The 25,977-nt window shown below is 61.5% G+C and carries 32 protein-coding genes and 1 tRNA gene; 17 read left to right on the top strand and 16 right to left on the bottom strand.

Annotated elements, in window-relative coordinates:
• Positions 1-8 precede the first annotated feature (8 nt).
• From I554_RS0106830 to I554_RS0106820, 3 genes are read right to left on the bottom strand one after another with little or no spacing between them, the layout of a single operon-like run.
• On the bottom strand, positions 9-1,208 hold the full coding sequence (locus I554_RS0106830; protein ID WP_006018769.1) for a nucleotidyltransferase: 1,200 nt from the start codon (positions 1,206-1,208) through the stop codon (positions 9-11).
• A complete protein-coding gene (locus tag I554_RS0106825) occupies positions 1,205-2,221 on the bottom strand; it encodes a CBASS cGAMP-activated phospholipase (RefSeq protein WP_006018770.1) in 1,017 nt (338 codons plus the stop codon). The genes I554_RS0106830 and I554_RS0106825 overlap by 4 nt, the downstream gene beginning before the upstream one ends.
• A 5-nt stretch (positions 2,222-2,226) precedes the next feature.
• Positions 2,227-2,451, bottom strand: a complete 225-nt coding sequence (locus I554_RS0106820) for a DUF2188 domain-containing protein (protein ID WP_006018771.1) — start codon at positions 2,449-2,451, stop codon at positions 2,227-2,229.
• A 134-nt stretch (positions 2,452-2,585) separates the two neighbouring features.
• Here I554_RS0106820 and I554_RS0106815 point away from each other — a divergent pair, with 134 nt between their 5' ends.
• A complete protein-coding gene (locus tag I554_RS0106815) occupies positions 2,586-2,900 on the top strand; it encodes a helix-turn-helix transcriptional regulator (RefSeq protein ID WP_013500416.1) in 315 nt (104 codons plus the stop codon).
• Between the two features lie 10 nt (positions 2,901-2,910).
• Positions 2,911-3,792: an ImmA/IrrE family metallo-endopeptidase gene (locus I554_RS0106810; protein WP_006018773.1), complete on the top strand. Its 882-nt coding sequence runs from the start codon at positions 2,911-2,913 to the stop codon at positions 3,790-3,792.
• Between the two features lie 445 nt (positions 3,793-4,237).
• Here the strand turns inward: I554_RS0106810 and I554_RS0106800 are convergent, their stop codons facing one another.
• Both I554_RS0106800 and I554_RS0106795 read right to left on the bottom strand, forming a co-directional pair.
• A complete protein-coding gene (locus I554_RS0106800; protein WP_006018774.1) occupies positions 4,238-5,608 on the bottom strand; it encodes a site-specific integrase in 1,371 nt (456 codons plus the stop codon).
• A 211-nt stretch (positions 5,609-5,819) separates the two neighbouring features.
• A tRNA-Leu gene (locus I554_RS0106795) sits at positions 5,820-5,904 on the bottom strand.
• 169 nt (positions 5,905-6,073) lie between these two features.
• Here I554_RS0106795 and I554_RS0106790 point away from each other — a divergent pair.
• The gene (locus I554_RS0106790; RefSeq protein WP_029659367.1) at positions 6,074-6,574 is read left to right on the top strand and encodes a disulfide bond formation protein B; all 501 of its coding nucleotides are present in this window, start codon (positions 6,074-6,076) and stop codon (positions 6,572-6,574) included.
• Positions 6,575-6,589: 15 nt separating this feature from the next.
• Here I554_RS0106790 and I554_RS0106785 read toward each other — a convergent pair whose 3' ends face one another.
• Together I554_RS0106785 and I554_RS0106780 are read right to left on the bottom strand one after the other, a co-directional pair.
• Positions 6,590-7,681: an AbrB family transcriptional regulator gene (locus I554_RS0106785; RefSeq protein ID WP_024574821.1), complete on the bottom strand. Its 1,092-nt coding sequence runs from the start codon at positions 7,679-7,681 to the stop codon at positions 6,590-6,592.
• A gap of 156 nt (positions 7,682-7,837) precedes the next feature.
• Positions 7,838-8,122: a PsiF family protein gene (locus tag I554_RS0106780; RefSeq protein ID WP_029659368.1), complete on the bottom strand. Its 285-nt coding sequence runs from the start codon at positions 8,120-8,122 to the stop codon at positions 7,838-7,840.
• A gap of 188 nt (positions 8,123-8,310) precedes the next feature.
• Between I554_RS0106780 and I554_RS0106775 the strand changes: the two genes are divergently transcribed.
• From I554_RS0106775 to I554_RS0106760, 4 genes are all read left to right on the top strand, one after another.
• On the top strand, positions 8,311-8,829 hold the full coding sequence (locus tag I554_RS0106775) for a hypothetical protein (protein ID WP_024574819.1): 519 nt from the start codon (positions 8,311-8,313) through the stop codon (positions 8,827-8,829).
• A gap of 73 nt (positions 8,830-8,902) precedes the next feature.
• Entirely contained in the window at positions 8,903-9,697 is a 795-nt protein-coding gene (locus tag I554_RS0106770) for an LssY C-terminal domain-containing protein (protein WP_244432724.1), read from the top strand.
• A gap of 81 nt (positions 9,698-9,778) precedes the next feature.
• Positions 9,779-10,165 carry a CidA/LrgA family protein gene (locus I554_RS0106765; protein ID WP_024574817.1) on the top strand — a complete coding sequence of 129 codons (387 nt, stop codon included), beginning with the start codon at positions 9,779-9,781 and terminating at the stop codon, positions 10,163-10,165.
• Complete coding sequence (locus tag I554_RS0106760; protein WP_024574816.1) at positions 10,162-10,884, top strand: LrgB family protein; 723 nt, start codon at positions 10,162-10,164, stop codon at positions 10,882-10,884. The genes I554_RS0106765 and I554_RS0106760 overlap by 4 nt, the downstream gene beginning before the upstream one ends.
• Before the next feature lie 47 nt (positions 10,885-10,931).
• Here I554_RS0106760 and I554_RS0106755 read toward each other — a convergent pair whose 3' ends face one another.
• Positions 10,932-11,741: an SDR family oxidoreductase gene (locus I554_RS0106755; RefSeq protein ID WP_024574815.1), complete on the bottom strand. Its 810-nt coding sequence runs from the start codon at positions 11,739-11,741 to the stop codon at positions 10,932-10,934.
• A gap of 124 nt (positions 11,742-11,865) precedes the next feature.
• Here I554_RS0106755 and I554_RS0106750 point away from each other — a divergent pair, with 124 nt between their 5' ends.
• Both I554_RS0106750 and I554_RS0106740 read left to right on the top strand, forming a co-directional pair.
• Positions 11,866-12,807 carry a GlxA family transcriptional regulator gene (locus I554_RS0106750; RefSeq protein WP_024574814.1) on the top strand — a complete coding sequence of 314 codons (942 nt, stop codon included), beginning with the start codon at positions 11,866-11,868 and terminating at the stop codon, positions 12,805-12,807.
• A gap of 443 nt (positions 12,808-13,250) precedes the next feature.
• Positions 13,251-14,366, top strand: a complete 1,116-nt coding sequence (locus tag I554_RS0106740) for an alkene reductase (protein WP_024574813.1) — start codon at positions 13,251-13,253, stop codon at positions 14,364-14,366.
• A gap of 10 nt (positions 14,367-14,376) precedes the next feature.
• On the opposite strand, the gene I554_RS0106735 is transcribed toward I554_RS0106740, so the two are convergent.
• From I554_RS0106735 to I554_RS0106725, 3 genes are all read right to left on the bottom strand, one after another.
• On the bottom strand, positions 14,377-14,934 hold the full coding sequence (locus tag I554_RS0106735) for an HNH endonuclease (protein ID WP_006018785.1): 558 nt from the start codon (positions 14,932-14,934) through the stop codon (positions 14,377-14,379).
• A gap of 117 nt (positions 14,935-15,051) precedes the next feature.
• Positions 15,052-16,146, bottom strand: a complete 1,095-nt coding sequence (locus I554_RS0106730) for a DUF2855 family protein (RefSeq protein WP_024574812.1) — start codon at positions 16,144-16,146, stop codon at positions 15,052-15,054.
• Positions 16,143-16,958 (bottom strand): DNA-3-methyladenine glycosylase, encoded by an 816-nt coding sequence (locus tag I554_RS0106725; protein ID WP_024574811.1) that lies wholly within the window; start codon positions 16,956-16,958, stop codon positions 16,143-16,145. Before I554_RS0106725 ends, I554_RS0106730 begins: the two co-directional genes overlap by 4 nt.
• A 69-nt stretch (positions 16,959-17,027) precedes the next feature.
• Here I554_RS0106725 and gluQRS point away from each other — a divergent pair, with 69 nt between their 5' ends.
• Together gluQRS and I554_RS0106715 are read left to right on the top strand one after the other, a co-directional pair.
• Positions 17,028-17,906 (top strand): tRNA glutamyl-Q(34) synthetase GluQRS, encoded by an 879-nt coding sequence (gene gluQRS / locus I554_RS0106720; RefSeq protein ID WP_024574810.1) that lies wholly within the window; start codon positions 17,028-17,030, stop codon positions 17,904-17,906.
• 65 nt (positions 17,907-17,971) lie between these two features.
• On the top strand, positions 17,972-19,273 hold the full coding sequence (locus I554_RS0106715) for an ATP-binding protein (RefSeq protein WP_024574809.1): 1,302 nt from the start codon (positions 17,972-17,974) through the stop codon (positions 19,271-19,273).
• On the opposite strand, the gene I554_RS0106710 is transcribed toward I554_RS0106715, so the two are convergent.
• Positions 19,209-20,093 carry a YihY/virulence factor BrkB family protein gene (locus I554_RS0106710; protein WP_024574808.1) on the bottom strand — a complete coding sequence of 295 codons (885 nt, stop codon included), beginning with the start codon at positions 20,091-20,093 and terminating at the stop codon, positions 19,209-19,211. The two genes, I554_RS0106715 and I554_RS0106710, sit on opposite strands and share 65 nt — an antisense overlap.
• A 127-nt stretch (positions 20,094-20,220) precedes the next feature.
• Here I554_RS0106710 and I554_RS0106705 point away from each other — a divergent pair, with 127 nt between their 5' ends.
• The 6 genes from I554_RS0106705 to I554_RS0106680 all read left to right on the top strand — a co-directional run bounded on the left by I554_RS0106705 (position 20,221) and on the right by I554_RS0106680 (position 24,138).
• A complete protein-coding gene (locus I554_RS0106705; RefSeq protein ID WP_024574807.1) occupies positions 20,221-20,418 on the top strand; it encodes a twin transmembrane helix small protein in 198 nt (65 codons plus the stop codon).
• Between the two features lie 43 nt (positions 20,419-20,461).
• Positions 20,462-21,034 (top strand): cob(I)yrinic acid a,c-diamide adenosyltransferase, encoded by a 573-nt coding sequence (locus I554_RS0106700; RefSeq protein ID WP_024574806.1) that lies wholly within the window; start codon positions 20,462-20,464, stop codon positions 21,032-21,034.
• Between the two features lie 132 nt (positions 21,035-21,166).
• Complete coding sequence (locus I554_RS0106695; protein ID WP_024574805.1) at positions 21,167-21,913, top strand: electron transfer flavoprotein subunit beta/FixA family protein; 747 nt, start codon at positions 21,167-21,169, stop codon at positions 21,911-21,913.
• On the top strand, positions 21,913-22,842 hold the full coding sequence (locus I554_RS0106690; RefSeq protein WP_024574804.1) for an FAD-binding protein: 930 nt from the start codon (positions 21,913-21,915) through the stop codon (positions 22,840-22,842). Before I554_RS0106695 ends, I554_RS0106690 begins: the two co-directional genes overlap by 1 nt.
• Positions 22,843-22,999: 157 nt before the next feature.
• A complete protein-coding gene (locus I554_RS0106685) occupies positions 23,000-23,878 on the top strand; it encodes a 3-hydroxybutyryl-CoA dehydrogenase (protein ID WP_024574803.1) in 879 nt (292 codons plus the stop codon).
• A gap of 80 nt (positions 23,879-23,958) precedes the next feature.
• On the top strand, positions 23,959-24,138 hold the full coding sequence (locus I554_RS0106680; protein WP_006018796.1) for a YjfB family protein: 180 nt from the start codon (positions 23,959-23,961) through the stop codon (positions 24,136-24,138).
• Here the strand turns inward: I554_RS0106680 and I554_RS0106675 are convergent.
• From I554_RS0106675 to I554_RS0106660, 4 genes are all read right to left on the bottom strand, one after another.
• Positions 24,135-24,515: a VOC family protein gene (locus tag I554_RS0106675; RefSeq protein WP_024574802.1), complete on the bottom strand. Its 381-nt coding sequence runs from the start codon at positions 24,513-24,515 to the stop codon at positions 24,135-24,137. The genes I554_RS0106680 and I554_RS0106675 overlap by 4 nt on opposite strands.
• Positions 24,516-24,528: 13 nt before the next feature.
• Positions 24,529-24,918, bottom strand: coding sequence for a VOC family protein (locus tag I554_RS0106670; RefSeq protein ID WP_024574801.1), 390 nt, complete (start codon positions 24,916-24,918; stop codon positions 24,529-24,531).
• 142 nt (positions 24,919-25,060) lie between these two features.
• On the bottom strand, positions 25,061-25,504 hold the full coding sequence (locus I554_RS0106665; RefSeq protein WP_024574800.1) for a VOC family protein: 444 nt from the start codon (positions 25,502-25,504) through the stop codon (positions 25,061-25,063).
• A gap of 90 nt (positions 25,505-25,594) precedes the next feature.
• Positions 25,595-25,954, bottom strand: coding sequence for a DUF1428 domain-containing protein (locus I554_RS0106660; RefSeq protein ID WP_024574799.1), 360 nt, complete (start codon positions 25,952-25,954; stop codon positions 25,595-25,597).
• Between the last annotated feature and the right edge of the window lie 23 nt (positions 25,955-25,977).

Raw genomic sequence — 25,977 nt, 5'->3', positions numbered from 1 at the left:
GAAAACACCTAGTCACCGAAGAACGTGTTGGAGCGAACCGGCGTCGCATTGGCCGCGCTGGACAGCGTGAGCCCGACCGTCGGCGCGACGTAGAGCTTCTTGGCCGTGCGTGCCTGCGAAATGCTGTCGGTGCGAGCATCGATAACTTTGCGAACGACCGAACTCCCGAGGCTTCCTTCCAAGCTCTTGCCGATAACGTCGATGCCCTGCAAATCCGGAAGGGCCTCGAAGTCCGCCAGTGCCTTCGCATGCCACTCGTAGAAGGCGGCGGCGCGAGCCGGCTCAGTATTCCAGCGCTCGGCGAAGTTCTCGCCGACCGTGGTTTCGTTGGCCACCACATAGATCCGCCGACCATTGACGACCGGCTTATCGATGAAGTGTGGCATCAACCGAATGGTCGCGATCAGAACGTCAAGTTCGGAATCGAAAACAAAGCTCTTGACGCAATACTCATACGACTGTGCCGCGAGCGTGGTGATGATGATGGAGATCGGTGCGATCTCCTCGACGACTTCCAGGAAATGCACATCACGATGCCGCTTGAGGATCTGCACCGTCCGCCGCAGGATGCCTTTGGCGGTGCCATGCACAGGGAAGGGCTCGACGGCCGCACGGTCCTCGGCAGCGAGAGCCTTTTGCATCCGCAAGGTGGGGATTAGGGCTGCCCTGCGTTCAAAGAGCGCCTTGTAGCCTTTCGGATTCGTCGGTTTGAATTCCCGCAGCTTCTTGTCGGGAACCAATTCGCCGCCGTTTGCGCATTTGGCATTGTTGATCGTCGGCGAGATGTCGAGATGATATTCGCGTGCGTAGTTCAAGCGCCAGCAGCGCTTCTTCTCTTCGAGCATGGCAGCGTAGCGCGCGTTCTCCTTCAGGCGATCGCCGACAATGCGTTTCAACTCTGCCGGTGGCCGGTCAGCGGTAAAGCGCAGCACCTTGCAGATGAGATCGACGTCGAAATCTTCGCGCCCGATCGGTTTGACCGTCGTGCCGAGGCCGGTCGAGCCGTGAGCATAAATATCGATCCACTTCAGAAGAGGGTTGTCCGACCCGGAGAGCCATTCCGCGACAGCCTCGTAGCTCGTCCGCGCAGCCTCAAGCTGAGCAGCGGTCAACTCCAGCGCTTGGCAAATCTGATCGAGGAGCGAGTAAACCTCGGCTTTGCGCAAAAGCAGATGCGTCTGGGGAGGCGCCGTGAACATCTGATTCATGGCTCAATTCCTTTCACGGTGTAGATAGGTTTGAACGATTCGGCAGTTTCCGTCAGAAAAACGGGTTCAATGCGAGGACGCTCCTTACGAGCTGATGAGGCGCCCATGCCTTTGAGTTGCGCGATCTTGCGCGTGTCATCGAGATTGAAGAAATCCTTCGGCACATCCGGGCAGCACCGGAAAATCGCCTCACGTTCGTATTGATGGCCGGTAAGCAACTTCGCCATACCAAGCGCGCCATGCGACTGGCCGTCCATGAACAGGCGGGTCACATCCTTTGCGAGACCGCCCCAACCAGGCGCCTCGCCGATCATGTAGACCTCGTTGACGCAGCCCAGGCTCAGCACTCGCAGACTGCTGGCCGGCCAGTCGAGCAAAGTGACGGCCTCGACCACCGCCAACGCGATCGGGTTGTTGGCCCATACGCCGCCGTCGAGCAGACCGACATCCTCGGCGGTCCGGTGGCGCTTGTAGTAGGTGGGCGCGGCGGCCGTCGCCATCGCGGCATCGACGGCGAGGCGCTTGTAATCGGTCTTGAGGCGGGGATGATGCGCTGTCTTGAAAATATAGACACCGCGATGGTCGGCATCCCATGCGGGAATCACCAGTCGCGTTCTCGCATCCCCAATGCGCCTGCTGCCGAGAACTGTAGAGAGTTCGCTCCGCAGCAGATCAGCGTCATGCTTCGGGGTGACGATGTGCTTGAGGCGACGCCACGCGTCGCCGGCGAAGCTCGCCAGAGCGCCGCCCGACTGTCCAAAAATGTGTGGGCCGCGACGGACATAGAGGTCAAGGAGATCACGCGCGGGAAGACCCATCGCCAATCCGATCGCCAGAATGCCGCCCGTGGACGTTCCTGCGATCAGATCGAAATACTCTCCGATGGGCCGGTCGAGATCCTCTTCCAGAGACGTAAGAAAGGACGCCGGCTGCGTTCCCATGATGCCGCCGCCGTCAATCGAGAGAATTCGACGAATCGGCGGTTTATCTGAAGGAACTGCAACCTGCGTCATGTCGCTTAGCCCTTCGGAGGATAGGGATCGTGCCCGTAGGAATTCTTGTCGCGAATCCGACCGTCCGGCCGATGAATGACGACTTCGCTCTGCTGGTTGATCGCGATCTCCCGTGCAGCCCGTTCGGCATCTCCCTGGGTCGGATGGATCGAGGTTGCCCTCTCATTCCTTTCGCCACGCACGGCCCATTCGTCACCGTGCGGAACGACATGCTGATTCTTGCCTGCCATGCTCACAACTCCTGATTCCTTGACCTGATTCGCAAATCGTAATAAGTAGCTATACGCTCTGTCATAGCCTGAGCCGAAGAAATAGCCCCGCGGGGCTGTCGACGATCTAGACATGGAACTCTATACGATCTGTCATGGCCGAGTCAAGCGCACCAAAAGACTTCGCCTCTCGCCTGCGCAAAACGCGCGAAACGCGGGAGCTAAGCCAATCCGAACTGGCCAGGGAAGCCGGCATGCAACCTTCGGCCATCGCCCATTTTGAGGCTGGGCGCCGCAAGCCGTCGTTCGACAACGTGCGAGCGCTCGCGAAGGCGCTGAAGGTCTCGGCCGACTACCTACTCGGGGCGCAAGCCGCGACGACCGCCTTTCGCGACGAAGACAAGCTGAGCGCAAAAGATCGACTTTTTATTCAGAACATCATCGACACAATGATTAAGGACAAGAAATAGGGGGCGAAACATGGCGGGCTTTCGGTTGAAGATGGCAACCCAGCACGGCGAAAAGGTCGCTGAGGAATTTGGCTTCAATCAGTTTCCAGTTAGACCTCGAGAGATCGCCAAGGCCAGGGATATTGTCATCCAGGCGAAACCAGCCGAAGTGACGGGCGTGTCCGGCGCGATCATCTTCGCCGGTGATTCGGCCACCATCATCTACTCCACCGAGCACGGCAACGAAGGCTTCGAGAATTTCTCCATTGGCCATGAGCTGGGGCATTGGTTCCTGCCGGGCCATCCCGAGGAGATTATCAAGGCCGGCGGCGCGCACATGTCCCGCGCCAATTTTACACAGAATACGTCGATCGAGCTGGAGGCTGACCACTTCGCCAGCGGCCTTCTCTTGCCGTCCAATCTCACACGCAACCTGCTCTCCAATTATCAGATCGGCCTCGACGGCATTCTCAAGCTGGCTGAGAAGGCCCATTGTTCGATCACGGCTGCCGCGATTCGGGCCGCGGAGTGCGGCAGCTATCCGATGGCGATCATCGTCAGCAAGGGCAACGAGATCGCATATGCGTTTACCTCGGAGTCTTTCAAGAATCTCGGCAAGCTAGCGTTCTTGCGAAAAGGCGCTCCTTTGCCCGACGGAGCGACGCAGAGGTTCAACGCGGATGCGGCGAATGTCCTTCGCGCCGAACGCGCCGTTGGTGAAACCGACTTGGCGACATGGTTCGACGGCCCGGGTCGGATCACTCTTGATGAAGAGATCATCGGCCTTGGCAAATACGGCTACACCTTGACCGTGTTGACCAGCGAGGGGCTGCCCGAAGCCCCTCTCGATGAGGAGGATGAGGATGCTGAATTGGAGCGAAGCTGGACACCCCGCTTCGCTTATGGCCGGTAGCCACATCCGACATTGGGCCGATTAGCAGGGCCATGCTGCGGGCCGTGGGATTGCCCTCGAACTAATACGGGTGTTGCACCCCCCGCAACCATCCCCTCTTCGAAACAGTATTATGACCCTTCCGGTAATTTCGGCTGCCGGAGATGATATTTCGGACGTGGCCGTAGTCCAGGAAGGTCGAAAATGCTTTATCTTTCAGCGGGGGCTGACTGACACTCTCTCCGTCGCACTGCTTCTCCATTGTATCCGGCCGTTCGAAGCCACGGCAAAGCATTGGATCTAGGCGACAACGGCTGTTGCGGTTATCTCAGGCGGACAAGCGCAACGCGATGCAACGGATGCGAAATCGATCCTTCCAGCACGAGATGCACAAGCGTCGACGATTATCACATGAGCTTTGCGACGGGTTGAATTGGGCAACTTAACAGGCCTGATGATAGGCGACTCAAGCCTGCGCGCCTCCCTTGATCGGCATCACCTTCTTGGGATCGAGCCAGTGGTCGATCCGATCAGCCCAATGCTGCATCAGCTTCGTGCGCGAGCCGATCAGCGCGAGGGGTCCGTGCTTCTTGTAGAGACCTTCCACAGTAGAGTTATCGAGATGTGCGAGCTGCAGCTCGACGACATCGCCATCCCATGCCTTGGCGTCCTTGATCTCTTCGTGGTGAGATAGAGTCGAGAACGTGGTCCGGAATCCGTGGGCACAATGATCAGTCTTGGTATCAATGCCAAGCAGCCGCAAGCGCTTGTTGAGCGTATTGTTTGATAGCGGCGCGTCCTTCGAGCAGGAAAACGCGTACCGGCGATGGCCGGTCAGCTTCTGGACGCTACGCAGGATCGCGAGTGCCTGTCGTGACAAGGGCACAACATGGTCCCAACCGGTCTTCATCTTGGGAGCTGGAACAGTCCAGCGTTTGGCATCCCAATCGACCTCGCCCCATTCCATTTCATTGACCATGCCGGGGCGGGGAATGGTCAGCGCATTGAAGCGCAAGGCAAGGCCAACGACGTCACCAAATCTCGCTCTCGTCCACGGTGCGCTGATAAGTTTGAAGACGCGCGTGACGTCGCGTGGTTCGGTGACACCGGGACGCGGCGTCGAAATGTTGGCAATCATCTGTCCATTCAGGTTGCGGAATGGATTGTAGCCGTCGCCTTCGACGTCGGCATAGTCGCAGATCTGCTCGCCGATGCTGCGCACTCGGTCCCGGGTTTCCAGCCTTCCCTCTGCTTCATATGAACGCATGAAAGCGAGCACGTCGGGACGCTTGATGTCCTGCCTGCACAGCTTGCCGAAGCGAGCCTTGACGTAGCCGACGCGCAGCTCGAGCACCTCGACGGTCTTGGGGTCGCGCACTGCGACGATCCTGCCGCGCTTGACTTTCTCCACCTTCTTCTTGGCGAGCCACTCATCGGCCCATTGCGCGAAAGGCCGGGCGGCGGCCTGCTTGTGCTTGTCGAGCTGCTTCTCGATGCTCGGGTCTTTGCCTTCCTTGAGCAGGTCTTTGGCCTTGTCGCGCTCGCGCCGCGCGTCTGCGAGCGAGAACGTGCCATCCCTGCCGTTGCCGTAGGGGCCGATGGAGTAGGTTTTCTGGCGGCCGTGGAAACGGTAGTCCATCCGCCAGAGCTTGGAGGCAGCGTTGCCGGGCCTGCTCACGTCCGGCGTGACGAAGAGATAGAGCCAGCCGCCGGTCACGTCGGAAATCTTAGCGGGACTCCACGCGCCATTGTCGAATTTCGGTCGGGCGGCGCGGCAGTCGACGTCGGTCTTAATCTGCTTGGGATTGGCGCACGCGCCGTCGTTCTTGCCGCCCATCGGCTCAATTCCTTCATTCGGCAAAGCGAAAGTCGCCGTGAACGTTTGTTCTCCCGATACCAGCAAAAATACCAGCAAATCGGGCGGCTGGGATCGGAGGAGAACAAACGGTGACGAACTAGAACGTACGCGGAAGTGCCTATTTTTCAAGGCTTTCCGAGCACGGTGCGGACGGTTGCGGACGTTTCGGAACGGGCTTGAACAGCCTGGTTGGTGCCCCTGGCCGGAATCGAACCAGCACTCCTTGCGGAACTCGATTTTGAGTCGAGCGCGTCTACCAATTCCGCCACAGGGGCCCGCTGCCCGAAGGCAGGGTCGTAAAGCGGGCGGAATATAGCTCGCGCGCCGTTGCGGTCAACCGCCTGTGATCGCGCCAAACGTCGACAGCGGGCAGCGGGCAAGCTAGGACCCATGCCGGACAGGAGATTTGGCGTGTCAAACGGCACCACGACGGCATCGGGACGCATTAACCACACGCGCGATGCAATATTCATTGCCAGTGCGGGAATTGCGGTCATCGCCGGCGCGACCATCGCCGGAGCGTGGTTCTTCGAACTGGTGCTCGATATCCGGCCCTGTCCGCTCTGCCTGGAGCAGCGTTATGCCTACTACCTCGCCATTCCGCTGGCGGCGCTGATTGCAATCGGCGCCTCGCAGGGCGCTTCGCGGCGCCTTCTCGGTGCGGGTCTTGTCATTCTCGGGCTCGCATTGCTCGCCAATGCCGGTCTCGGCGCCTATCACGCCGGAGTCGAATGGGGGTTCTGGCAGGGACCGACCGATTGCAGCGGGCCGATCGTCGATTTCGGCAGCACCGGAAACCTGCTGGACAACCTCAACAAGGTGAAGGTGATCCGCTGCGATGAGGTGCAGTGGCGTTTCCTCGGGCTGTCGCTGGCTGGTTACAACGCGTTGATCTCGCTTGGCATGGCCCTGCTGGCTGCTTGGGGCCTACGTACTGCGCGATAAGATACGGGTTTATACCTAATCATCCGCGTCGATCTGTTGACGGCCGAACAGATGAACGATGCCCGGCGTCGCCACCGAGACGAAAACAAACCGCGACAGATGATGTGCGCCGACGAAAATCGGATCGATGTGCAGCGTCAGCGCGAGCGCCAGCATGGCGTCCATCGCCCCCGGTGCGAAGGAGACCACGATGTCGCCGAACCGCGCCGGCGTGGCCAGCGCCGCGAGCGCGATGAAAATCGCCGAAATGACGATGGCTACGATGAACGATCCGATGGCTGCGGCCATGTAGCTCAACAGCGTGCGCGCTGAGATTTTCGCAAAGCGTGTGCCGATCAGCGCCCCGATCCCGATCAGGGCGGCAGCGTAGGCCCAGTCCGGCAGGCCTCCTTCGATCGATCCGGTGCCGTGCAGGATGCTGGAGCCGAGCATGGCGCCGAACATCCAGCTCGCCGGAAACTTCATGACACGCAGCAGCAGCGATGTCGCCACGCACACGGCGGCGAGAACCGTGAGCGCAAGCGGTGTCGCTGGCGCCGCGTGCATCGGGGAGCCGCCGTGCGGGGCCAGTCCGGACGCCGCGAGGATCAACGGCAATGCCGCCGTCAGAATGATCACGCGCATGGTCTGCACCACCGCGATGCCGGCGACATCGGCGCGTCGTTCGTTGGCGAGCATGATGATCTGCGACAGCGCGCCGGGGCTGCCGGCGAGCAGGGCGGATGTGCGGTCCCACTTGTGGATGTGCTGGAGATAGAAGCTGCTGCCGAGCGTAGCGCAGAAAGTAGACGCGGCGAGGATCGCGATGCTGACCGGATAGCTCGCCATGTTGGTCAGCATCTGGGGCGACACCATCGACCCCAGCGACAGACCGAGCGTCATCAGGATGATATGCGCCATCAGCGGCGGCAGGCCCATCGGGCGTCCCGCGATAGCGCCTGCCCCGACCGCGATCATCGCGCCCGAGATCAATCCGCCGGGCAATTCCAGCCATCGAAACAGGGCTCCTCCGGCCAGACCGATCAGGAGCGTTTCAAACGTTTGGAGGATGTCGCACGGCTGGACGTTGCGAAAAGCTCGCGACAGCTTCTGAAGGACAGGCGTCATTGCGGCGGGATTCGAGGAACGGCAACGCCGTTATCACAAATCCCGCCATGCACCGCAAACGGAGCGCGAGCATGGCTCGCACATTCTCCATGCGCAGCGTGACGAAAGAGAACGAAGGCGAGCCAGCCGGTGACTGGCTCGCCTTGTTTCACAGGCTCAATTCGCCTTCCCGGCGGTCTTCTTGCATTCGGAGCGGAATTTCCGGCGCTCCTTGCCGTGCAGTCCCTTGGCGTCGGCCTGCTTCGAACATTCGAGCGAGGCCGCGGTGCGTTCGGCTTTCTCTTTGGGTGTGACCGTCTTGGCAGGCGCAGTTTTGGCCGGCTCAGTCTTGGCCGCTGGCGCGGCCGGAGCGGCTGGCGTCGCGGTTTGTGCGAAGGCGGCACCGGCAAGCATCAACGAGGCGGCAGCGGTGACAAGGATGCGTGAAGGGAGAGTGATCATGGGGAAGTCTCGCGTTGCAGATGGGCGCGAGCCTTGGCCCGCGAGGATGAACCGCCGGTGAACGCCGCAGCGCGGAATGCCTTTTGTAGTTCATTATTTTTTGATCGGCGCGAGCGGCAGCGCGTTGAATGCAAATCGGCGTGAGCTAGGATGTGCTGCGTTCGAGATCCCTCACTCAGGAGAGTTCGATGACAATCCGAGCCAATCTGTTTTGTGCGGCGCTGCTGGCTGGTGCGGCAACCTTCGCTGCGATGCCGGCGCAGGCCCTGACCGCCCAGGAATGCAGCGCCAAATATCAGGCTGCAAAGGCGGCGGGCACACTCGGTGACCAGAAGTGGAATGATTTCCGCAAGGCGCAATGCGGCGCCGACGCGACGCCGGCCGCGGCAACGACGGCGGCTCCCAAGGAAACTCCGAAGGCGGCCGCCACGCCCAAGGAAACACCGAAAGCCGCTGCTGCTCCGAAGGAAGCACCAAAGGCTGCTGAAGCGCCGAAGCCTGCCGCGGCTCCCGCGGCCGCAGGTGCAGCCGTGTATCCGACAGCCATCGCACCAAAGTATTCCAGCGAGACCGCGGGCAAGGCACGCATGCACACCTGCGTCGATCAATACAACGCCAACAAGGCGGCCAATGCCAATGGCGGCCTGAAGTGGATTCAGAAGGGCGGCGGCTATTACAGCGAATGCACCAAGCGGCTGAAAGGCTGAGACTGGTTGAACGGCTATGGACCGGTCGGCTGTGAGTCCGGCCGGTCCAACGCCGCGACCGCCATCGCGCCGCATGAAGCGGGCGCTCATGGCGCTCGCGGTTGTTCTCGTTGCGTATGGCGCGATCGCCTATCTGCTGCTGCCGTCGTTCTGGCGGCATTACGAACATCAGAAGAAACTCGATGGCCTGCCGATGGTGACAGTCACCGCGCAGGGCATTCCCGCCGATCCAATCAATGTCGGACTGGTTGGATCGTCGAACGACATTCTTTGCGCCATGCGCGAGGCAGGATGGTTTCCGGCCGATCCGATTACATTGCGCTCCTCTCTGGAAATATCGGGCAGCGTGTTGCTGGATAAGCCCTATCCCGACGCACCGGTCAGCCCGCTGTTTTATGACGGCCGCCGCGAGGATCTCGCCTTCGAAAAGCCCGTCGGCAAGAGCGCCGACCAGCGGCATCACATCCGGTTGTGGATGGTCCTGAAGGACGGCGCGGAGAAGCGGTCGGTCTGGCTCGGTGCGGTGACATTCGATCGCAGCGTCGGATTCAGCCATTACACCGGCGCGGTCACACATCACATCGCGCCGGATGTCGATGCGGAGCGGCGGTTGATCGAAACCGATCTGCAGGCCGCCGGGATGATCGAGGCGCGCTACACGGTCGGCGGGGTCGGTCCCACATTGCGTGGCCGCAACGGCGAAGGCGACCTTTACTACACCGACGGCGAGGTATGGGTGCTGCGGCTGGTTGAAGGCTGCATCAAGCGTCACAGACCGCCGGTGGTTCTGACGGGGCCCGTTGCGAACGAACTCAAGGATACGATCTGGAAAAACATCTCCGAGCTTTATCGGCGCTCGCAGCAATAACAATGCCTCCATCCGCGTGCTGCGATTGACAGCGGCGACCTGTCTTGCGTGTTATGCAGCGTATCCGCGCCGGAGCCGCCCATGATCGCCAGCCTGAGTGTCATCCTGATCTGTCAGTTGATCGGCGAGGTCATCGTCCGCGGATTGCGGGTGCCGGTGCCGGGGCCGGTGGTGGGCCTCGCGCTTCTGTTCGCCGTGCTCATCACGCGCGATCGTTTTCCGGTCCTGGCGCGAGGGCCGCTGCGCGACAACGCGGTGGAAGGAACCGCGAAAGGCATGCTGGCGCATCTGTCGCTGCTGTTCGTCCCCGCGGGCGTGGGCGTGGTGCAGCAGCTCGATCTGCTCGCGCACCACGGTCTTGCAATCTTCGTGATCCTGGCGGCTTCGGTGCTGGTGACACTGGTTGTCACCGTCGGGACCTTTCTGATCACCAGCCGCCTGATGCGCCGGGGACGCAATGCGTCATGAGCGGCAATCCGTTTTCGCTCTGGGTGTATCTGTCGCAGACGCCGCTGCTGTGGCTGACCGTGACGCTTGTGGTCTACGCGATCGCCGACGCGGCCTCGCTCGCGACCCATCGCAACCCGCTGATGAATCCTGTCCTGCACTCGATCTGGATCGTCGGCTTGTTCCTTCACCTGACCGGGACCAGCTACACGACCTATTTCAGCGGCGCGCAGTTCGTGCATTTCCTGCTCGGCCCCGCGACCGTCGCGCTCGCGGTGCCGCTTTATGAAAACCGCAGGATTGTGATGTCGGCGATTCTCCCGATGCTGATGGCGCTGGTGGTGGGCTGCATCACGGCGATCGTGTCGGTGGTGCTGTTCGCGGAAGCTGCCGGGTTGCCGCGGGAGATCGTGCTGTCGCTGGCGCCGAAATCGGTGACCGCGGGCGTCGCCATGGGCATCAGCGAAACTCTGGGCGCCAATCCCGCCATCACGGCGGTCGCAACCGTCCTGACCGGCATCATGGGCGCGATCGTGGTGACCCCGACGATGAACTGGCTGGGAATCACCGATTTCCGCGCGCGGGGTTTCGCTGCGGGACTCGCCTCGCACGGGATCGGCACCGCGCGGGCGTTTCAGGTCGACGAAGTGGCAGGCACATTCGCCGGCATCGCGATGGGACTGAACGCGCTGGTGACGTCGCTGCTGGTGCCGGTCGCAGCCACGCTGTTGCTGCGCTGAGAAAGGCCCCCGCCGGTGGGCGACGGCCTTGTTCGCTCGCGCGGAAGTTATGCTGCGCTTTTTCTCTTGTAGCGATCGGCAGCCTGCGCCCGTGACAGCTTCGGCGTGAGCGCCTTTCTGGCCGCATCGTAGTTTTCCCATTCCTTCACATCAGGCAGTGACGGGATGGTGATGAGTTCGCCGATGTCGAGGCCAACCAGCGAAGCATCGACCATTTCGTCCGCCTGCATCACGATACCCTGCGGCAGGTGGGCGACCGGTACGCCCGCAATATCCCAGAAATTCGTTGCGGTCGCGCCAGGCAACACGGCCTGAACCCGAACGCCGCTGTCCTTGAATTCCTTGTGCAGCGCCTGGGTGAAATTGACGACATAAGCCTTCGTGCCGCTGTAGGTGCCGTTGAGCACATCGGTATCGAGCGCCACGATCGACGCGATGTTGATGATGAGCCCGTTCTTGCGCGCGACGAAAGCCGGGGCGGCGGCGAGCGCCAGACGGGTCAGCGCCACGACGTTGAGCTGGATCATCGCGTCCATCTGATCGACATCCGAGGTCAGCAGCGGTCCGGCGGACCCGATGCCGGCATTGTTGATCAGTGCAGTAATGCTCTGGTCGGTTTTCAGGCGCTCCTCGACGCGGCGCAAGTCGGCCTTCGCATTGAGGTCAGCAGGCAAAACCTCGACCTTGCGGCCGGTGTCCTTGGCGAGCTTGGCTGCAAGCGTGTCGAGCCTTGCCTTGTCACGTGCGACCAGAATGAGGTCATACCCGCGCCGGGCCAGCCGGTCCGCGTAAAGGGCTCCGATGCCGGAGGAAGAGCCTGTCACCAGGGCCGTGCCTTTGGTCTGTTGCTGAGACATTGTCGTGTGTCCTGTGTTGATCCGATGGGACCGGCCTGGCCGGTGTTGACGGGATCAATCTAGGGCGCTACCCATACGTCTTAAATGCCATATATACCTCGTTTCAGGACAAAGAGTCGCCACCATGAAGCGCGTTGGTCTTGTCATTTTTCCGGGCTTTCAGATCCTTGATCTTGTTGCGATTTCGGTGTTCGAGCTGGCGAACATGGCGGGCCCGGCGCCGGCCTACGAAATCGAGCTTTTGTCTGAGCACGGCGGGCCGGTTGCGAGTTCGTCGGGCGTTCCGATTGAGACAAGACCCTTCAGCAAGGCGAAGTTCGACACCGTCATGGTGACCGGCTGGATGTCGCCCGTCCCGTCTTCTGCGGGTCTTCTTGCTTTCATCAACTCGGCCAGCAAGGAGTCGCGGCGGGTCGCCAGCATTTGCACCGGCGCCTTCGTGCTCGCAGAGGCGGGCATTCTCGACGGACGACGCGCCACCACGCACTGGGCGTTTGCGCGGAACATGCAGGCCCAGTTTCCGAAGGTCAAAGTTCAGGAAGACAAGATTTTCATTGTCGATGGATCGGTGTGGACCTCGGCGGGCATGACATCATGCATCGATCTTTGTCTGGCGATGGTCGAGAGCGATCTCGGCGTGGATGTCGCGCGCGGCGTGGCCCGCAAGATGGTGGTCTATCACCGGCGGACCGGCGGGCAGTCGCAGTTCTCGGCGCTGCTCGAACTCCAGCCAAAATCCGATCGCATTCAGGATGCCCTCGCTTTCGCCAAGAAGAATCTGAAAAACGATCTGTCGGTCGAAGTGCTGGCGGAAGCGGCGCGGCTCAGTCCCCGTCAGTTCAGCCGTGCGTTCCGCTCGGAAACCGGACAGTCACCCGCAAAAGCAGTCGAGAACCTGCGGGTCGAAGCGGCGCGGATTTTGATGGAGGAGGCACAGCATCCCGTTGATGTGATCGCGCGCGAGACCGGGTTTTCCGATCCCGAGCGGATGCGCCGGGCGTTCCTGCGGGCGTTCGGCCAGCCGCCTCAGGCGATCAAGCGCGCGGCGCGGATGGCGGCTGCCTAGGCCCACGGAGATCTGTGAGGCTCCGGTTCAACAGGTGCGCAATGATGTCTGCGCGCGTTCGGCTCAAGGAAGTTCCTGACCTTTATTATTTTTTGCGTGCCGCCTTCAGGAACAACTGCTTCCCTTCAAAGGTTGCTCCACAAGTTTATGTGGAGATTACAGATGTTGTTCCTCATGCCGCGTGTAATGACGAGTATTGCCTTGTCCATTTTTTGGTCGGCGATGACCTTGAAACAGAATGCTGGCGATCCCGCTGTGAAATCTGGCGTGGAAGACGACGCATCGGCGCGATAATAGGAAATTTGCCTCCGGCGATCGAATGCGCAACTGGACGGCGGCCGCGTCATCGGAGCGTAGGTCTGCCATGCGCGCTCGAAATGAAGAGAAAAAACGCAAGCTGTGATAACGCGTCATTCCCTGATGCCGAACTCGGAGCTTGCGTGATGTCGCCCTCGCTTTTTTCTCCCCTGAAGGTTGGACCGTATCAGCTCAGCCACCGCGTCGTCATGGCTCCGCTGACTCGGATGCGGGCCGCGCAGCAGGACAACGCGCCGCATCCGTTGAACCTCGAATACTACCAGCAGCGCGCCACGCAGGGCGGCTTGATTATCGCCGAAGCATCGCCGGTCGTTCAAACCGGGCGAGGCAATCCCAGAACGCCGGGCATCTATTCGCGCGAGCAGATTGCTGGATGGCGCGAAATCACCGATGCGGTTCATGCCAAGGGCGGCATCATCTTCCTGCAGCTCTGGCACGTCGGGCGTGTCTCGCACTCTTCGTTCCAGCCTGGCGGGGCCTTGCCGGTCGCGCCATCAGCCGTTCCGATCTCCGGCAATTTCACCGCCATGACGGCCGATGGAAAGCAGGTGCCTTACGAGACACCGCGGGCGCTCGAAACCGGCGAGATCGCGGGAATCGTCGACAGCTTCCGCGAGGGAGCGCGGAACGCGCAGGAAGCCGGGTTCGACGGCGTCGAGATCCATGGCGCGAACGGCTATCTGCTTGAGCAGTTTCTTCAGTCGCGCATCAATCAGCGAACAGACCAGTACGGCGGATCGATCGAGAACCGCGCGCGTCTGCTGCTGGAGGTGACCGACGCGGCCACCGGCGTCTGGGGCGCTGACCGTGTGGCCGTACGCCTGTCGCCTTACGGCGTTGCCAACGACACCGGCGAAGCCGACCCGATGCCGCTGTATGGTCATGTTGTGAAAGCGCTGGGCACACGGGGTCTTGCCTATCTGCATTTCATCGAGCCGCGCAGCAGCGGCGCGGGCCGTGCCGAGGTCAATCATCAGAACGTGCCATCGGCGATGGAGTTGTTCAGGCCGCTCTGGCCGGGCGTCCTGATCACAGCGGGGGGCTTCACCGGTGAGACCGCAGAAAATGCCATCGCATCAGGCAAGGCGGACGCGATCGCATTCGGCCGTCACTTCATCTCGAATCCGGATCTCCCGCTCCGCATCAGGGAGAAGGCGCCGCTCACGCCTTATAATCGCGCGACGTTTTATGGCGGCGCGGAAGCGGGCTACACGGATTATCCGTTCCATCAGGAAGCCTGAGCGCGAACGCTTACGGATCGAGTTCGGTGTCCCAGTAGAGATAGTCGAGCCAGCTTTCGTGCAGGTAGTTCGGCGGGAATAGCCGGCCGTTGCGGTGAAGCTGGTGCACCGTCGGCGCGAACGGCATCTGGCGCGGATGCATTTTCGCCTGCGCCATGGTCATGTTGCCCTTGCGCAGGTTGCACGGCGAGCATGCCGCGACGACGTTTTCCCACGTGGTCTGGCCGCCGCGGGAGCGCGGGATGATGTGGTCGAAGGTCAGGTCCTCCTGCGAGGTGCAGTACTGGCAGGAGAAACGGTCGCGCAGGAAGACGTTAAACCTGGTGAAGGCGGGATGTGTCGTCGGCTTCACGAACGACTTGAGCGAAACCACGCTCGGCAGCCGCATCTCGAAGGTGGGGCTGTGAACCGCGTGGTCGTAATTGGCAACGATATTGACGCGGTCGAGGAACACGGCCTTGACAGCGTCCTGCCAGGACCAGAGCGAAAGCGGATAGTAGCTCAGCGGCCGGAAGTCCGCATTCAGCACGAGGACCGGCCAACCGCCTTGTGACACATGTGCGTTCAAGTAACGCTCCTGGCCCCAACCCCAATTGGCTGCGAAGCAGCTTGGGATGACATACTACAGGCAGCGTGACGGGATTGTGAAGAGCGTTTCCGCTCACCTGCCGGTGAGCGCTTCGCCTCAATCGGCCATCGACAGCATGTGCGCTTGTGCCGGTTTTACGCGGCCTTTGAGCGTATCCAGGTAAACCTGCTGGACCGCGTCGGAACCCCGGCTTTCGATCACATCGAGCTTGGGGCCCATCGCGGCGGTGAAGCCGGACCAGACCGCGCCGAATCGCTGGTCGATTCCTCCGGGGCCCCATTCCTTGGCGCGCTTGCGGATCTGGTCCGGCGCAAAGAACCATGTCGGCTTGGCGCCGGGCAGGGCGTCGTCGTCGGGCGCTGCATCCTGATGGGTCAGGCCGACCCGTCCGCTGTAAACCAACTGGCCGCCGAAGTGCCTGTGCAGCCGGGTGCGCAGATCGGGATTGCCCGCCATATCGACGAAGGCGACCGGCTGATCCGCGGGAATGGTCCCGATGTTGTCGTATGTCACGACCTCGTCGTAACAGCCGAGCGATGTGACGAAGTCCATATTCCCCGCCGCCGTGAGTCCGATCACGCGCACGGGTTTGCGATGGCTGTGCAGCAGCCACGCCAGCCCGAATGCCGTTTTGCTGGACGCGCTGGACAGGATCACGGCCTTCGCGCCGAAGAAATCCTTGTCGGCGAGGAAGTCGTCCACCAGGAACGAGAGCATGAACAGCGGCCGCAGCAGCGCCTGATAGTCGCCTTCGCGGCCTTCGAACGCCGGATCGCCGGTGACGCGGGCATAGGCATTGTAAACCGGCGAGACGCTCTGCCGATGCGCGGCGGCGTCGCGAAAACCTGTTTTCTTGACGTCGGCGGCTTCGATCACGAGATGCGTCGCCATCGGCAGATAGCCGAACAGCACTTCGCCGACGGCGATGTCCGGATGACGCGATTCGATGACGCGGCCGAATCCCCAGACCGGAATGTTGCCGAAGCCCTCGGGGGTGGGAAACAGATGCCAGTACTTCAACTGGTCGCCGAGCATCGCGTAGGTGATGTTGTTCGCGGTGAGAGCGAAACGCTCGACCTTTACCAGCAATCCATTTTCGGGCAATTGCATCACGCCAGGCAGCGGCGTCTCGATCACTCGGCATTTCGCCAGATCATTACGCTCCACGATGAATTGAGTGGACGAAGTCATTTCCGCGCTCCCGTTGTCTTTGCCGCTTTCTTTCGTAGCGCATTCTTCGTCGGCTTCGCTGACGTTTTTGCGACGCGGGATTTGTTTAAAACGTCCTTGGTGTTTGAAACGGTTTTCGCTTTTGCAGTTTTTTTCTTGGTGGTCGTTTTTGGCGAGGCTGCCGCTGTTCCCGCGATTACGCCTTCGCGCTTCTTGACCGCGTGATAGTACGACCACCACAGATGCGCCGCCGCGCCGCGAAACGGCCGCCACGGCTCCGCCAGCGGATGCATCTCCTTGACCGTCGGCCGCGACTTCAGCGCGAGTCCGATCCGCATCGCTTCCTGAATCGCAAGATCGCCAGCCGGCCAAGCATCGCCGTGACCGAGACAGAACAGGAGATAGATGTCGGCAGTCCATGGTCCGATGCCGTGCAGCTTCTTCAAAGTTGCGTGGGCCGCGTCTGCGTCTTCCTCCGCGAGCACGTCGAGGTTGAGCCGTTCTTCGCTCAATTCGCGCGCGATGAATTTCAGCGACTTGATTTTCGCCGCCGACAATCCAAGGCGTCCGAGCCGGTCCGCTCGTGCGCTCTTGAGCTTGTCGTGATGAAACGGATCGAACGTCGTGCTGACGCGGCTCCAGATGGCGGCGGCGGCTTTTGTCGACAACTGCTGGCCGCAGACAATGGCCGCGAGACCGGCGAAGCCGGGTTCGCGCCGCCGCAGGTTCGGCATCCCGGCAACCTCGAGCACGGGGCTGAGCCGGGGATCGAAACGGACCAGCGCGTGAACAGCGTCCTCGAGGTCCGCTTGGGTGTTGAGATGGACTGTCATTTGGTTAGAACATGAAGCGAATCCGGCGCGGGTGCAAATGCCTCTTCGCATCGGGATAAAGGCCGAACCATGCCGCTACCCGTTTTCCGTTTTGCGCCAAGTCCGAATGGATTTCTCCATCTCGGACACGCGCGCTCGGCGCTGCTGAATTTCGATCTCGCCCGGCAGAGCGGCGGACGTTTGTTGCTGCGTATCGAGGATATCGACGCCACCCGCTGCCGCCCTGAATACGAGCAGGCCATCTTTGAGGATCTCGCGTGGCTCGGCCTGACGTGGGAAGAACCGGTGCGACGGCAGTCGGAGCACCTTGCGCTCTATCGCGAGGCGGTTGATCGCCTGATGCGCGACGGCCTGCTTTATCCGGCATTCGAAAGCCGCGCCGAAATCGCACGTTTGGTTGATGCAAAGGAGCGGGCGGGGCCATGGCCGCGCGATCCCGATGGCGCTCCGGTCTATCCCGGCATCGGCGGGCAACTGACGAGCGAGGAGCGTGGCCGGAAAACATCCTCGGGTGCGCCTTACGCCTTGCGGCTGGATATGGAAGCGGCCGTGGCGCGTACCGGCGCGTTGTTCTGGGTGGAGCAAGGCGCAGGTCCAGGCGGTGAGACCGGTCAGGTGCCTGCGAGGGCCGAGCAGTGGGGTAATGTGATCCTCGCCCGCAAGGACACGCCCACGAGCTACCACCTGTCGGTTGTGATCGACGACGCCTTGCAAGGCATAACCGACGTGGTGCGGGGGCAGGATCTGTTCTGGGCGACCGGCGTCCACCGCCTGCTTCAGGAACTGCTCGGGTTGCCGCAGCCGGTCTACCGCCACCATACCCTGGTGCTGGACGACGCCGGGCAGAAACTGTCGAAATCGACAAGGTCCACCGCACTCAGGGATTTGCGGGCCGGCGGGATGACGCCGGCAGAGGTGCGGCGTCTTGTTGGTATTAACCCCGCTTAAACCCGCGGTGGCGTGACTCGGCAGCCTCCGACATGCCATGTTGGAGGCTGGATGGGTGGGGAATCATGGCGGCGAAATCGCGCGTCAAGCGTAGCCTGAAGACGCGCGTCAAGCGTGGCGCCAAGACGCCCGCGCGGAAGACGCGCGCGGCGAAAACAGCGGCATCGAAAAAGGCTGCTGCAATGAAGGCTGCTCCGAAGCCGGCGGCCAAACGGCGGGTGAAACGGCCGGAGCCGGACTCGCGTGTAGTCGAGGCTGCGCTGGCTGCGTTCGCTCACGAGGTCCGCACGCCGTTGACGGGGATTCTCGCAATCAGTTCGCTGCTGGCGACGTCAGAACTTGGCGAGCGCGAGCGGCGCTGGATCGATACGATCAGGGTGGGCGCCGAGCATCTTGCGGCACTGGCTACATTGTTTGTCGATGCGGCGCGGCACGACAGCGCCGGACTGGCGGTGCGCCAGGACTTTTTCGACCTCCAGGCGCTGTCGCGGGCGATGGGGGATTCGCTGGCCGGGCGCGCCGCGGCGAAGGGATTGCAACCGCAGGTCGGGATCGCCGCGAAACTGCCGGCCTTTGTCATCGGCGATCCGGTGCGCCTGCGGGCGGCGCTGGAAAACCTGATCGACAACGCCGTCAAGTTCACACAGCAGGGCACGGTGACCCTCGACGTTGCGGCCCGCGCCGGTCGTGGCGACAGGCTCGACGTGACGTTCTCTGTGTCCGACAGCGGCATCGGGCTTTCGCTTGCGGAGATCAGGAGGCTGTTCAAGCCGTTCTCGCAGGCGAATGTCAGCATTGCCTCCCGCTTCGGGGGCGCAGGCCTCGGATTGTCGTCGGTGAGGCAGCTTGCCCGCGCCATGGGCGGCGACGTCACGGCAAGCCAGCGGTCCGGCGGCGGCATGACATTCGTGCTGACCGTTGCGCTGAAACGGGCCAGGGAAATGCAGCCGTCCACATCGGGCGCGGATGCGCCGCTGCGCGCGGCGCAGGGCCTGCGCATCCTGAGCATCGAAGACAATCCGTTCGGCCGCGTCGTGCTCAATGCCATTCTGACCGAGCTCGGCCATCTGACCGAATTCATCGGGCGCGGTGAGGCTGCGCCGGAACGGATCGCGCAAGGCGATTTCGATGCGGTACTGATGGACATGGTGCTTCCGGGCATCAATGGCGTTGAAGCGATCCGGCGTGTCCGGGCGCTTGAAGGACGCCACGGGCGTATCGCCATCATCGGTATCTCGGGACGGGCAGATGACGAACAGGCTTCGCGCGCCGCGGGTGCTGATGCCTTCCTGACAAAACCCGTCAGCCCGCGCGCGCTGGCGACGGCGCTTCTTGAGGCGACGCGGCGTGAGCATTCTGCCATTTGACGATAGAGGCGTTGAGTTCGCCGCCGTACACGAAAATCGCCGCGATGAAATACAGAAACACCAGCGCGATCATCACCGACGCAAGGCCGGCGTAGGTCGTGACATAGTTGCTGGCGAAACGCGCGAGGTACTGGCCGAACACCACGCCGGACACGAGCGATCCGATCATCGTGAAGACAATGCCCGGCAGAATCTCGCGCATGCGGCGCGTTCCGGCCGGCAGCCACTTGTGCAGGATCACAAGCGTCACGATCAGCGCGATAATGGTCAGCCCAAAGCGCAGGATCGTAAAGAGATCTTCGTTCGGTTCGATCCGAAGCGGAATGTGGCGCCGCGCGGCGGCCAGGATCAGCGGACCCAGCACGATCAGGAACGCCATCGCCAGTGAGGTCACGGCCGCGACCATGGTGTAGCCGATCGATTCCAGCCGTAGCCAGTACCAGCGCCGCTGTTCGACTACACCATAAGCGCGGTTCAGCCCGACGCGCAGGCTTTCGACACCGTTCGATGCGAAGTACAGCGCGAGCACGACGCCGATGGTGAAAACACCGCTATGCGATTGGGTCAGCACGTTATGGATTTCGCCGGACAGCGCATCGGCGACCTGCGTGGGCCACGTCTCCAGCATCATTTCGGCGGCCCGATCGGCCAGTTCCTTCGATCCGAAAACACCGGCAAGGGAGGTAATCACGATCAGGAAGGGAAACAGCGCCATCAGCGCCGACAAAGCGATGTGGCTTGCGATCGCCCAGCCGTCATCGGCCAGGAACGTGTAGAACGCATCGAGTGCGACATTGAAAGCGTCTCGGATCAGCCTCACGTGTCACCCTGATTCACCGCCCTTAAGATGTAGCGCGCCGGGCTCCTAAAGTCATGTACGGTTGAGAGGGTAAAAGGTTCTCCGGCAGGTGATGGCGCGGGGCCGTCGGCGGTGTTATGTACCCCTCATGGTAACTTTCCTCTCGAGCATAGCTCTTCCCATCGCATTGGCTGCGGTTACGATCGTGCTGCTGCTTGGCCTGTTCAACATGATGCGCGGCGGCTCGCCCGACACCTCGCAACGGTTGATGCGGCTGCGTGTGCTGTTTCAGTTTATCGCCATCGTCATCGCGATGCTTGCCGTCTGGGCGCTGGGCAAGAGCTGATTGACGAGGCGGACGATTTCAACCGCGACAACGGATCGACGCGATGGTCATTCTCAACCGGATTTACACGCGCACCGGCGACGACGGGACGACAGCGCTCGGCAGCGGCGAGCGGCGCCCGAAGTATGATCTTCGTGTCAGCGCCTATGGAACCGTCGACGAAACCAACGCGGTGATCGGTGTGGCCCGCCTGCATCTGGCGCAGGTCCCGGTAATCGATGCCATGCTCGGCCGGGTGCAGAACGATCTGTTCGATCTCGGCGCGGATCTGGCTGTTCCGCAGCGGGAGGGCAAGGCCGAGCGGCTGCGCGTGCTGGCCACACAGGTCGAGCGTCTGGAGCAGGACATCGACGCGCTCAATGCCGATCTGGCGCCGCTGAATTCGTTTATTTTGCCTGGCGGAACACCCGCCGCTGCTCATCTGCACCTGGCCCGCACCGTCTGCCGCCGGGCGGAACGGATGGTGGTGGAACTGGCATCCCAGCCTAACGAGCCGGTGAGCGATGCAGCCGTGCAGTATCTGAACCGGCTGTCGGATTTCCTGTTTGTGGCGAGCCGCGCGGTCAATGATAACGGCGCCCGCGACGTGCTCTGGGTTCCGGGGCAAAACCGGTAAGCCGAGATATTAGGTATACCTTCCTCGTTTTCCAGTTTTCGCGCGTTGACCCGGATTGGCGGGACCATTAGGTTCCGCCGCCAACCGCTTTAAAGTGGATGTGATCAACCATTTCAGGACGAAAGGGAACCGATGAAGGTTCTGGTGCCGGTTAAGCGCGTCGTTGACTACAACGTCAAAATTCGCGTCAAGAGCGACGGGACGGGCGTTGAGCTCGCCAACGTCAAGATGTCGATGAATCCGTTCGACGAAATCGCTGTCGAGGAAGCCCTGCGCCTGAAAGAGGCCGGCAAGGCGACCGAGGTCGTGGTGGTGTCGATCGGGCCCGCGCAGGCCTCGGAGACGATCCGCACCGGCCTCGCCATGGGCGCCGACCGCGGCATCCTTGTGAAGACCGATGCGACCGTCGAGCCGCTCGGCGTCGCCAAGATCCTCAAGGCCGTTGCGGAAGAGGAAAAGCCGGGCCTCATCATTCTCGGCAAGCAGGCGATCGACGACGACAGCAACCAGACCGGCCAGATGCTGGCGGCATTGCTCGGCTGGGCGCAGGCGACCTTCGCATCGAAACTTGAAGTTGATGGATCGGACTTCAAGGTCACGCGCGAAGTCGACGGCGGCCTCCAGACTGTCAAGGTCAAGGGACCAGCAATCGTCACCACCGACCTGCGTCTCAACGAGCCGCGCTACGCGAGCCTTCCCAACATCATGAAGGCGAAGAAGAAGCCGATCGACGAGAAGGCTGCCGACAGCTTCGGCGTCGATCTGTCGCCGCGCCTCGAAGTTCTCAAGACAACCGAACCTCCGGGCCGCAAGGCCGGCGTCAAGGTCAAGGACGTCGCTGAGCTGGTGTCGAAACTCAAGGAAGCGGGGGCGCTCTGATGGCCACGTTGCTGATTGCTGAACACGATAACGCATCGATCAAGGACGCTACCAACAAGGCGCTGACCGCCGCTGCCGCGCTCGGCGGCGAGGTCGACGTGCTTGTGGCTGGCGAAGGCGCCAAGGGCGCGGCTGAAGCCGCCGCGAAGCTCAAGGGCGTCCGCAAGGTGCTGCTGGCCGATGGCGCTGCTTACGCGCACGACCTCGCCGAGCCGCTGGCCGCGCTGATCGTCTCGCTCGCAGGTCCGTATGACGCCATCGTTGCGCCGGCGACCACCCGCTACAAGAACACGCTGCCGCGTGTTGCGGCTCTGCTCGACGTGGCGCAGATCTCCGAGATCATCAAGGTGGTTTCGCCCGACACGTTCGAGCGGCCGATCTACGCCGGCAACGCGATCCAGACCGTGAAGTCGAAGGACGCCAAGAAGGTCATCACCGTCCGCACCTCGACCTTCGGTGCGACCGGCGACGGCGGCAGCGCATCGGTCGACAACGCAGCGGCTGCGGCCGACCCGGCGCTGTCGAGCTTCGTCGGTGAGGAAGTCGCCAAGAGCGATCGTCCCGAACTGACCTCGGCGAAGATCATCGTTTCCGGTGGCCGCGCCATGCAGAGCCGCGAGAACTTCACCAAGTACATCGAGCCGCTGGCGGACAAGCTCGGCGCCGGCGTCGGCGCTTCGCGCGCTGCGGTGGACGCGGGCTACGCGCCGAACGACTGGCAGGTCGGCCAGACCGGCAAGGTGGTCGCGCCCGAACTGTACATCGCCATCGGTATTTCCGGCGCGATCCAGCATTTGGCCGGCATGAAGGACTCCAAGGTGATCGTTGCGATCAACAAGGACGAAGACGCCCCGATCTTCCAGGTCGCGGACTTCGGTCTGGTTGCCGATCTCTATCAGGCGGTTCCTGAACTGACCGCCGCCCTTTGAGACGAACTTCCGGGCGCGCAACGCGCCCGGAACCTGCTATGTTGAGCGTTCCGGCGGGTCTTTCGAAACCCCGGCTGGTGTTTGACGTAATGTTAAAGAGGGTGCGGCAAGGTGATTGCCGCATCCTGCGATAGCGAGCCATAGAGACCGGAAGCGAATGGCAACGATCAAGACGGTTGGTGTGATTGGATCGGGGCAGATGGGCAACGGCATTGCGCACGTTGCCGCCCTCGCTGGTTTCAATGTCGTGCTTTACGATGTGTCCGCCGATCGCCTGAAGTCCGCGATGGCCACCATCAACGGCAATCTGTCGCGTCAGGTCGCCAAGAAGACCATCACCGAAGACGCGCACAAGAAGGCTCTCACCAGGATCAGTTCGGCCGACAGTCTCGACGGGCTGGCCGCCTGCGATCTTGTGATCGAGACCGCGGTCGAGAAGGAAGAGATCAAGCGCAAGATTTTCCACGATCTCTGCGCTGTGCTGAAGCCCGAGGCGATTATCGCATCGAATTCGTCGTCGATCTCGATCACCCGGCTTGCGGCTTCGACCGACCGGCCCGAGAAATTCATCGGCATCCATTTCATGAATCCGGTTCCGGTGATGGAGCTGGCCGAGTTGATCCGCGGCATCGCCACCGATGATGCGACGTTCGACACAGCGCGCGAATTCGTCACCGCGATGGGCAAGCAGATTGCCGTCTCCGAGGATTTCCCGGCGTTCATTGTCAATCGCATCCTGCTGCCGATGATCAACGAGGCGATCTACACGCTCTATGAGGGCGTCGGGAACGTCGAGGCCATCGACGCGGCGATGAAGCTCGGCGCACATCATCCGATGGGCCCGCTGGAACTTGCGGACTTCATCGGCCTCGATACCTGTCTGTCGATCATGCAGGTGCTGCATGAGGGGCTGGCGGATTCGAAGTATCGTCCGTGCCCGCTGCTGGTGAAGTATGTCGAAGCCGGCTGGCTCGGCCGCAAGTCGCAGCGCGGTTTCTACGACTACCGCGGCGACAAGCCGGTCCCGACGCGGTAATTCGCCGCGCGTCCTTCAGATAAAATTGTTAACCGTCTCCGGCTACGGTCGCTCAACTTGAGTCGGAGAGTGCGTTTTCCATGGACGTGATGAGCATCGTCAGCAGCATGATGGCCATGCAGGCTGCAAACACCCAGCAGCAGATTGCAACCAGCGTCATGAAGCAGAACATCGATTCGGAGAAGTCGGTGCTGCAACTGCTCCAGCCTGCTGCGAACAACCCGCCGGGTGTCGGCGGCAATCTCGATATTTCGGTCTAATCGGCCACTGGCGTGATCCATCCGATACCGGCGCCGCCGGGCTCGGTCAGGATCGCGATGCGTCCCACATTAGGGACATCGAAAATCGGCCGCATCAGTTGCGCGCCCGCAGCAACCGCCGCCTTTACCCGCGCATCCACATCATCGACTGCCAGGTAGGACATCCAGCCCTCGGGGACGCCTTCGAAAGCGGGCCTGTTGGTCGGAAAAATTCCGGCGGCCATTTCACCGTCGGCATAGGCGACCCAATACGTTGCGCCATCCTCCATCGGCATGCCCTCGAAGGTCCAGCCGATGGTTTTCTGATAGAACTGCTTGGCGCGTTCCGGGTCCGGCGTCATCAATTCGTTCCAATGGAAATGGCCGTGGGACGTCATGGTGATTTCCTCGTTACATTATGCCATTGGCATCGAGCACGGACAGGATGTTGCCTGCGGGGTCCTTGAACCATGCGATGGTCGGGCCGCCGTTGCCACGGGAAATGCCCTTTGCGTCGGTCTTGAATTCCGGTTCGTTGTAGATTTCGAAACGCACGCCGCGTTTCCCGAGTTCGTCGACCGCCTTGTCGACGTCATCGACCGGAAAGTTGAGAACGGTGAAGGTCGCGGGCGCGTGGTTGGCTTTCGGATAGATCAGCACATGGGCGCCGCCGCCGAGATGCAGGTTCAGGATTCCGTGGTCTTCGGAGACCTCAAGTCCCAGTGTGCGGCCATAGAACTCCTTCGCCTTTCCGATATCGTTGGCCGAGAAGCCGCTGAATGCATGACTTGCTTTCAACATGGCTGTGCTCCTTTGCATCACGACGGCTTCGGCTTGCGCCCACGCGGTATGAAACGCGCGGGCGTAGAGATTGGTTGCGCCTCCACGGGCCGGAACGGCTTTGACCCCATTCCGGCCCGGAGTTTCGCGGTTCCAGGCCGCGTCAGGCAGCCTGCTCATACGCTTGCTTCAAGGTTTTGATGTCGAGCTTGACCATTTTCATCATGGCTTCCATCACTTTCTGTGACTGCGCCGGCGTGCCGCCTTTCATCAACTCTCCAAGCGCGGTGGGGACGATCTGCCATGACAGGCCGAATTTATCCTTGAGCCATCCGCATTTCGATTCTTCCCCACCGTCGGCGGTCAATTTGTTCCAGAAGTAATCCACCTCCTCCTGGCTCTCGACGCTGACGAAGAAGGAGATTGCCTCGTTGAACTTGAATCTCGGGCCGCCATTGAGAGCGTTGAACTTCTGGCCTTCGAGTTCAAAGGTCGCCATGAAATCATTGACGGTTTCGACTTTGGCGTTGGGAAACACCGATTTGTAAAAAGCGACAGCCTCGGGGACGTTGTTATCGAACCAGAGGAACGGCGTGATCGAAGTCATCGGAATATCCTGTTGGTTTGACAGAGGGGAGCAAGATGTCGTTGAGACGGGTTCTCGATCGTCTGGCGGACCAGAGCCGTGATTGCGGCTCTACGCCGTGACGATGGTGTCGAAGCCGCCGAAGAACATGCGCTTGGCGTCGAACGGCATCTTCTTCGGATCCATCATTTTCGCGAGGCGCGGATCCTTCATCACCTTGGCCATCACGGCGTCGCGATGCTTGCGCGACCTGTAGGTGATCCATGAGAAGACCACAGTCTCGCCGGCCTTCAGCTTCACGCTCTGCGGAAACGACGTCAGCTTGCCGGGCTTGACGTCTTCGGCGACACATTCGCGATAATCGAGCGCGCCATGATCGAGCCAGACCTTGCAGGCCAGCTTCGCCAGCGCCTTGTAGGCTTTCAGGTTCTTCTTCGGGACCGGCAACACGAATCCATCGACATACTGCATTTCAGACTCCTTGGTGGTTTCCA

Source organism: Afipia sp. OHSU_II-C1, from assembly GCF_000497575.1.
Taxonomy (GTDB): domain Bacteria; phylum Pseudomonadota; class Alphaproteobacteria; order Rhizobiales; family Xanthobacteraceae; genus Afipia.
This window is presented reverse-complemented; position numbering and strand designations above follow the sequence as displayed.

Excerpts from the sequence above, each read along its gene's own strand:
- I554_RS0106675 (WP_024574802.1), bottom strand. The coding sequence starts at position 24,515 with ATGACGTCCCACGGCCATTTCCATTGGAACGAATTGATGACGCCGGAC.
- I554_RS0106730 (WP_024574812.1), bottom strand. The coding sequence starts at position 16,146 with ATGACTTCGTCCACTCAATTCATCGTGGAGCGTAATGATCTGGCGAAA.
- I554_RS0106700 (WP_024574806.1), top strand. The coding sequence starts at position 20,462 with ATGGTCATTCTCAACCGGATTTACACGCGCACCGGCGACGACGGGACG.
- I554_RS0106760 (WP_024574816.1), top strand. The coding sequence starts at position 10,162 with ATGAGCGGCAATCCGTTTTCGCTCTGGGTGTATCTGTCGCAGACGCCG.
- I554_RS0106660 (WP_024574799.1), bottom strand. The coding sequence starts at position 25,954 with ATGCAGTATGTCGATGGATTCGTGTTGCCGGTCCCGAAGAAGAACCTG.
- I554_RS0106740 (WP_024574813.1), top strand. The coding sequence starts at position 13,251 with ATGTCGCCCTCGCTTTTTTCTCCCCTGAAGGTTGGACCGTATCAGCTC.
- I554_RS0106800 (WP_006018774.1), bottom strand. The coding sequence starts at position 5,608 with ATGGGCGGCAAGAACGACGGCGCGTGCGCCAATCCCAAGCAGATTAAG.
- I554_RS0106715 (WP_024574809.1), top strand. The coding sequence starts at position 17,972 with ATGGCGGCGAAATCGCGCGTCAAGCGTAGCCTGAAGACGCGCGTCAAG.
- I554_RS0106825 (WP_006018770.1), bottom strand. The coding sequence starts at position 2,221 with ATGACGCAGGTTGCAGTTCCTTCAGATAAACCGCCGATTCGTCGAATT.
- I554_RS0106690 (WP_024574804.1), top strand. The coding sequence starts at position 21,913 with ATGGCCACGTTGCTGATTGCTGAACACGATAACGCATCGATCAAGGAC.
- I554_RS0106680 (WP_006018796.1), top strand. The coding sequence starts at position 23,959 with ATGGACGTGATGAGCATCGTCAGCAGCATGATGGCCATGCAGGCTGCA.
- I554_RS0106780 (WP_029659368.1), bottom strand. The coding sequence starts at position 8,122 with ATGATCACTCTCCCTTCACGCATCCTTGTCACCGCTGCCGCCTCGTTG.
- I554_RS0106820 (WP_006018771.1), bottom strand. The coding sequence starts at position 2,451 with ATGGCAGGCAAGAATCAGCATGTCGTTCCGCACGGTGACGAATGGGCC.
- I554_RS0106685 (WP_024574803.1), top strand. The coding sequence starts at position 23,000 with ATGGCAACGATCAAGACGGTTGGTGTGATTGGATCGGGGCAGATGGGC.
- I554_RS0106765 (WP_024574817.1), top strand. The coding sequence starts at position 9,779 with ATGATCGCCAGCCTGAGTGTCATCCTGATCTGTCAGTTGATCGGCGAG.
- I554_RS0106665 (WP_024574800.1), bottom strand. The coding sequence starts at position 25,504 with ATGACTTCGATCACGCCGTTCCTCTGGTTCGATAACAACGTCCCCGAG.
- I554_RS0106670 (WP_024574801.1), bottom strand. The coding sequence starts at position 24,918 with ATGTTGAAAGCAAGTCATGCATTCAGCGGCTTCTCGGCCAACGATATC.
- I554_RS0106815 (WP_013500416.1), top strand. The coding sequence starts at position 2,586 with ATGGCCGAGTCAAGCGCACCAAAAGACTTCGCCTCTCGCCTGCGCAAA.
- I554_RS0106755 (WP_024574815.1), bottom strand. The coding sequence starts at position 11,741 with ATGTCTCAGCAACAGACCAAAGGCACGGCCCTGGTGACAGGCTCTTCC.
- I554_RS0106725 (WP_024574811.1), bottom strand. The coding sequence starts at position 16,958 with ATGACAGTCCATCTCAACACCCAAGCGGACCTCGAGGACGCTGTTCAC.
- I554_RS0106770 (WP_244432724.1), top strand. The coding sequence starts at position 8,903 with ATGAAGCGGGCGCTCATGGCGCTCGCGGTTGTTCTCGTTGCGTATGGC.
- I554_RS0106810 (WP_006018773.1), top strand. The coding sequence starts at position 2,911 with ATGGCGGGCTTTCGGTTGAAGATGGCAACCCAGCACGGCGAAAAGGTC.
- I554_RS0106785 (WP_024574821.1), bottom strand. The coding sequence starts at position 7,681 with ATGACGCCTGTCCTTCAGAAGCTGTCGCGAGCTTTTCGCAACGTCCAG.
- I554_RS0106695 (WP_024574805.1), top strand. The coding sequence starts at position 21,167 with ATGAAGGTTCTGGTGCCGGTTAAGCGCGTCGTTGACTACAACGTCAAA.
- I554_RS0106705 (WP_024574807.1), top strand. The coding sequence starts at position 20,221 with ATGGTAACTTTCCTCTCGAGCATAGCTCTTCCCATCGCATTGGCTGCG.
- I554_RS0106775 (WP_024574819.1), top strand. The coding sequence starts at position 8,311 with ATGACAATCCGAGCCAATCTGTTTTGTGCGGCGCTGCTGGCTGGTGCG.
- I554_RS0106830 (WP_006018769.1), bottom strand. The coding sequence starts at position 1,208 with ATGAATCAGATGTTCACGGCGCCTCCCCAGACGCATCTGCTTTTGCGC.
- I554_RS0106750 (WP_024574814.1), top strand. The coding sequence starts at position 11,866 with ATGAAGCGCGTTGGTCTTGTCATTTTTCCGGGCTTTCAGATCCTTGAT.
- gluQRS (WP_024574810.1), top strand. The coding sequence starts at position 17,028 with ATGCCGCTACCCGTTTTCCGTTTTGCGCCAAGTCCGAATGGATTTCTC.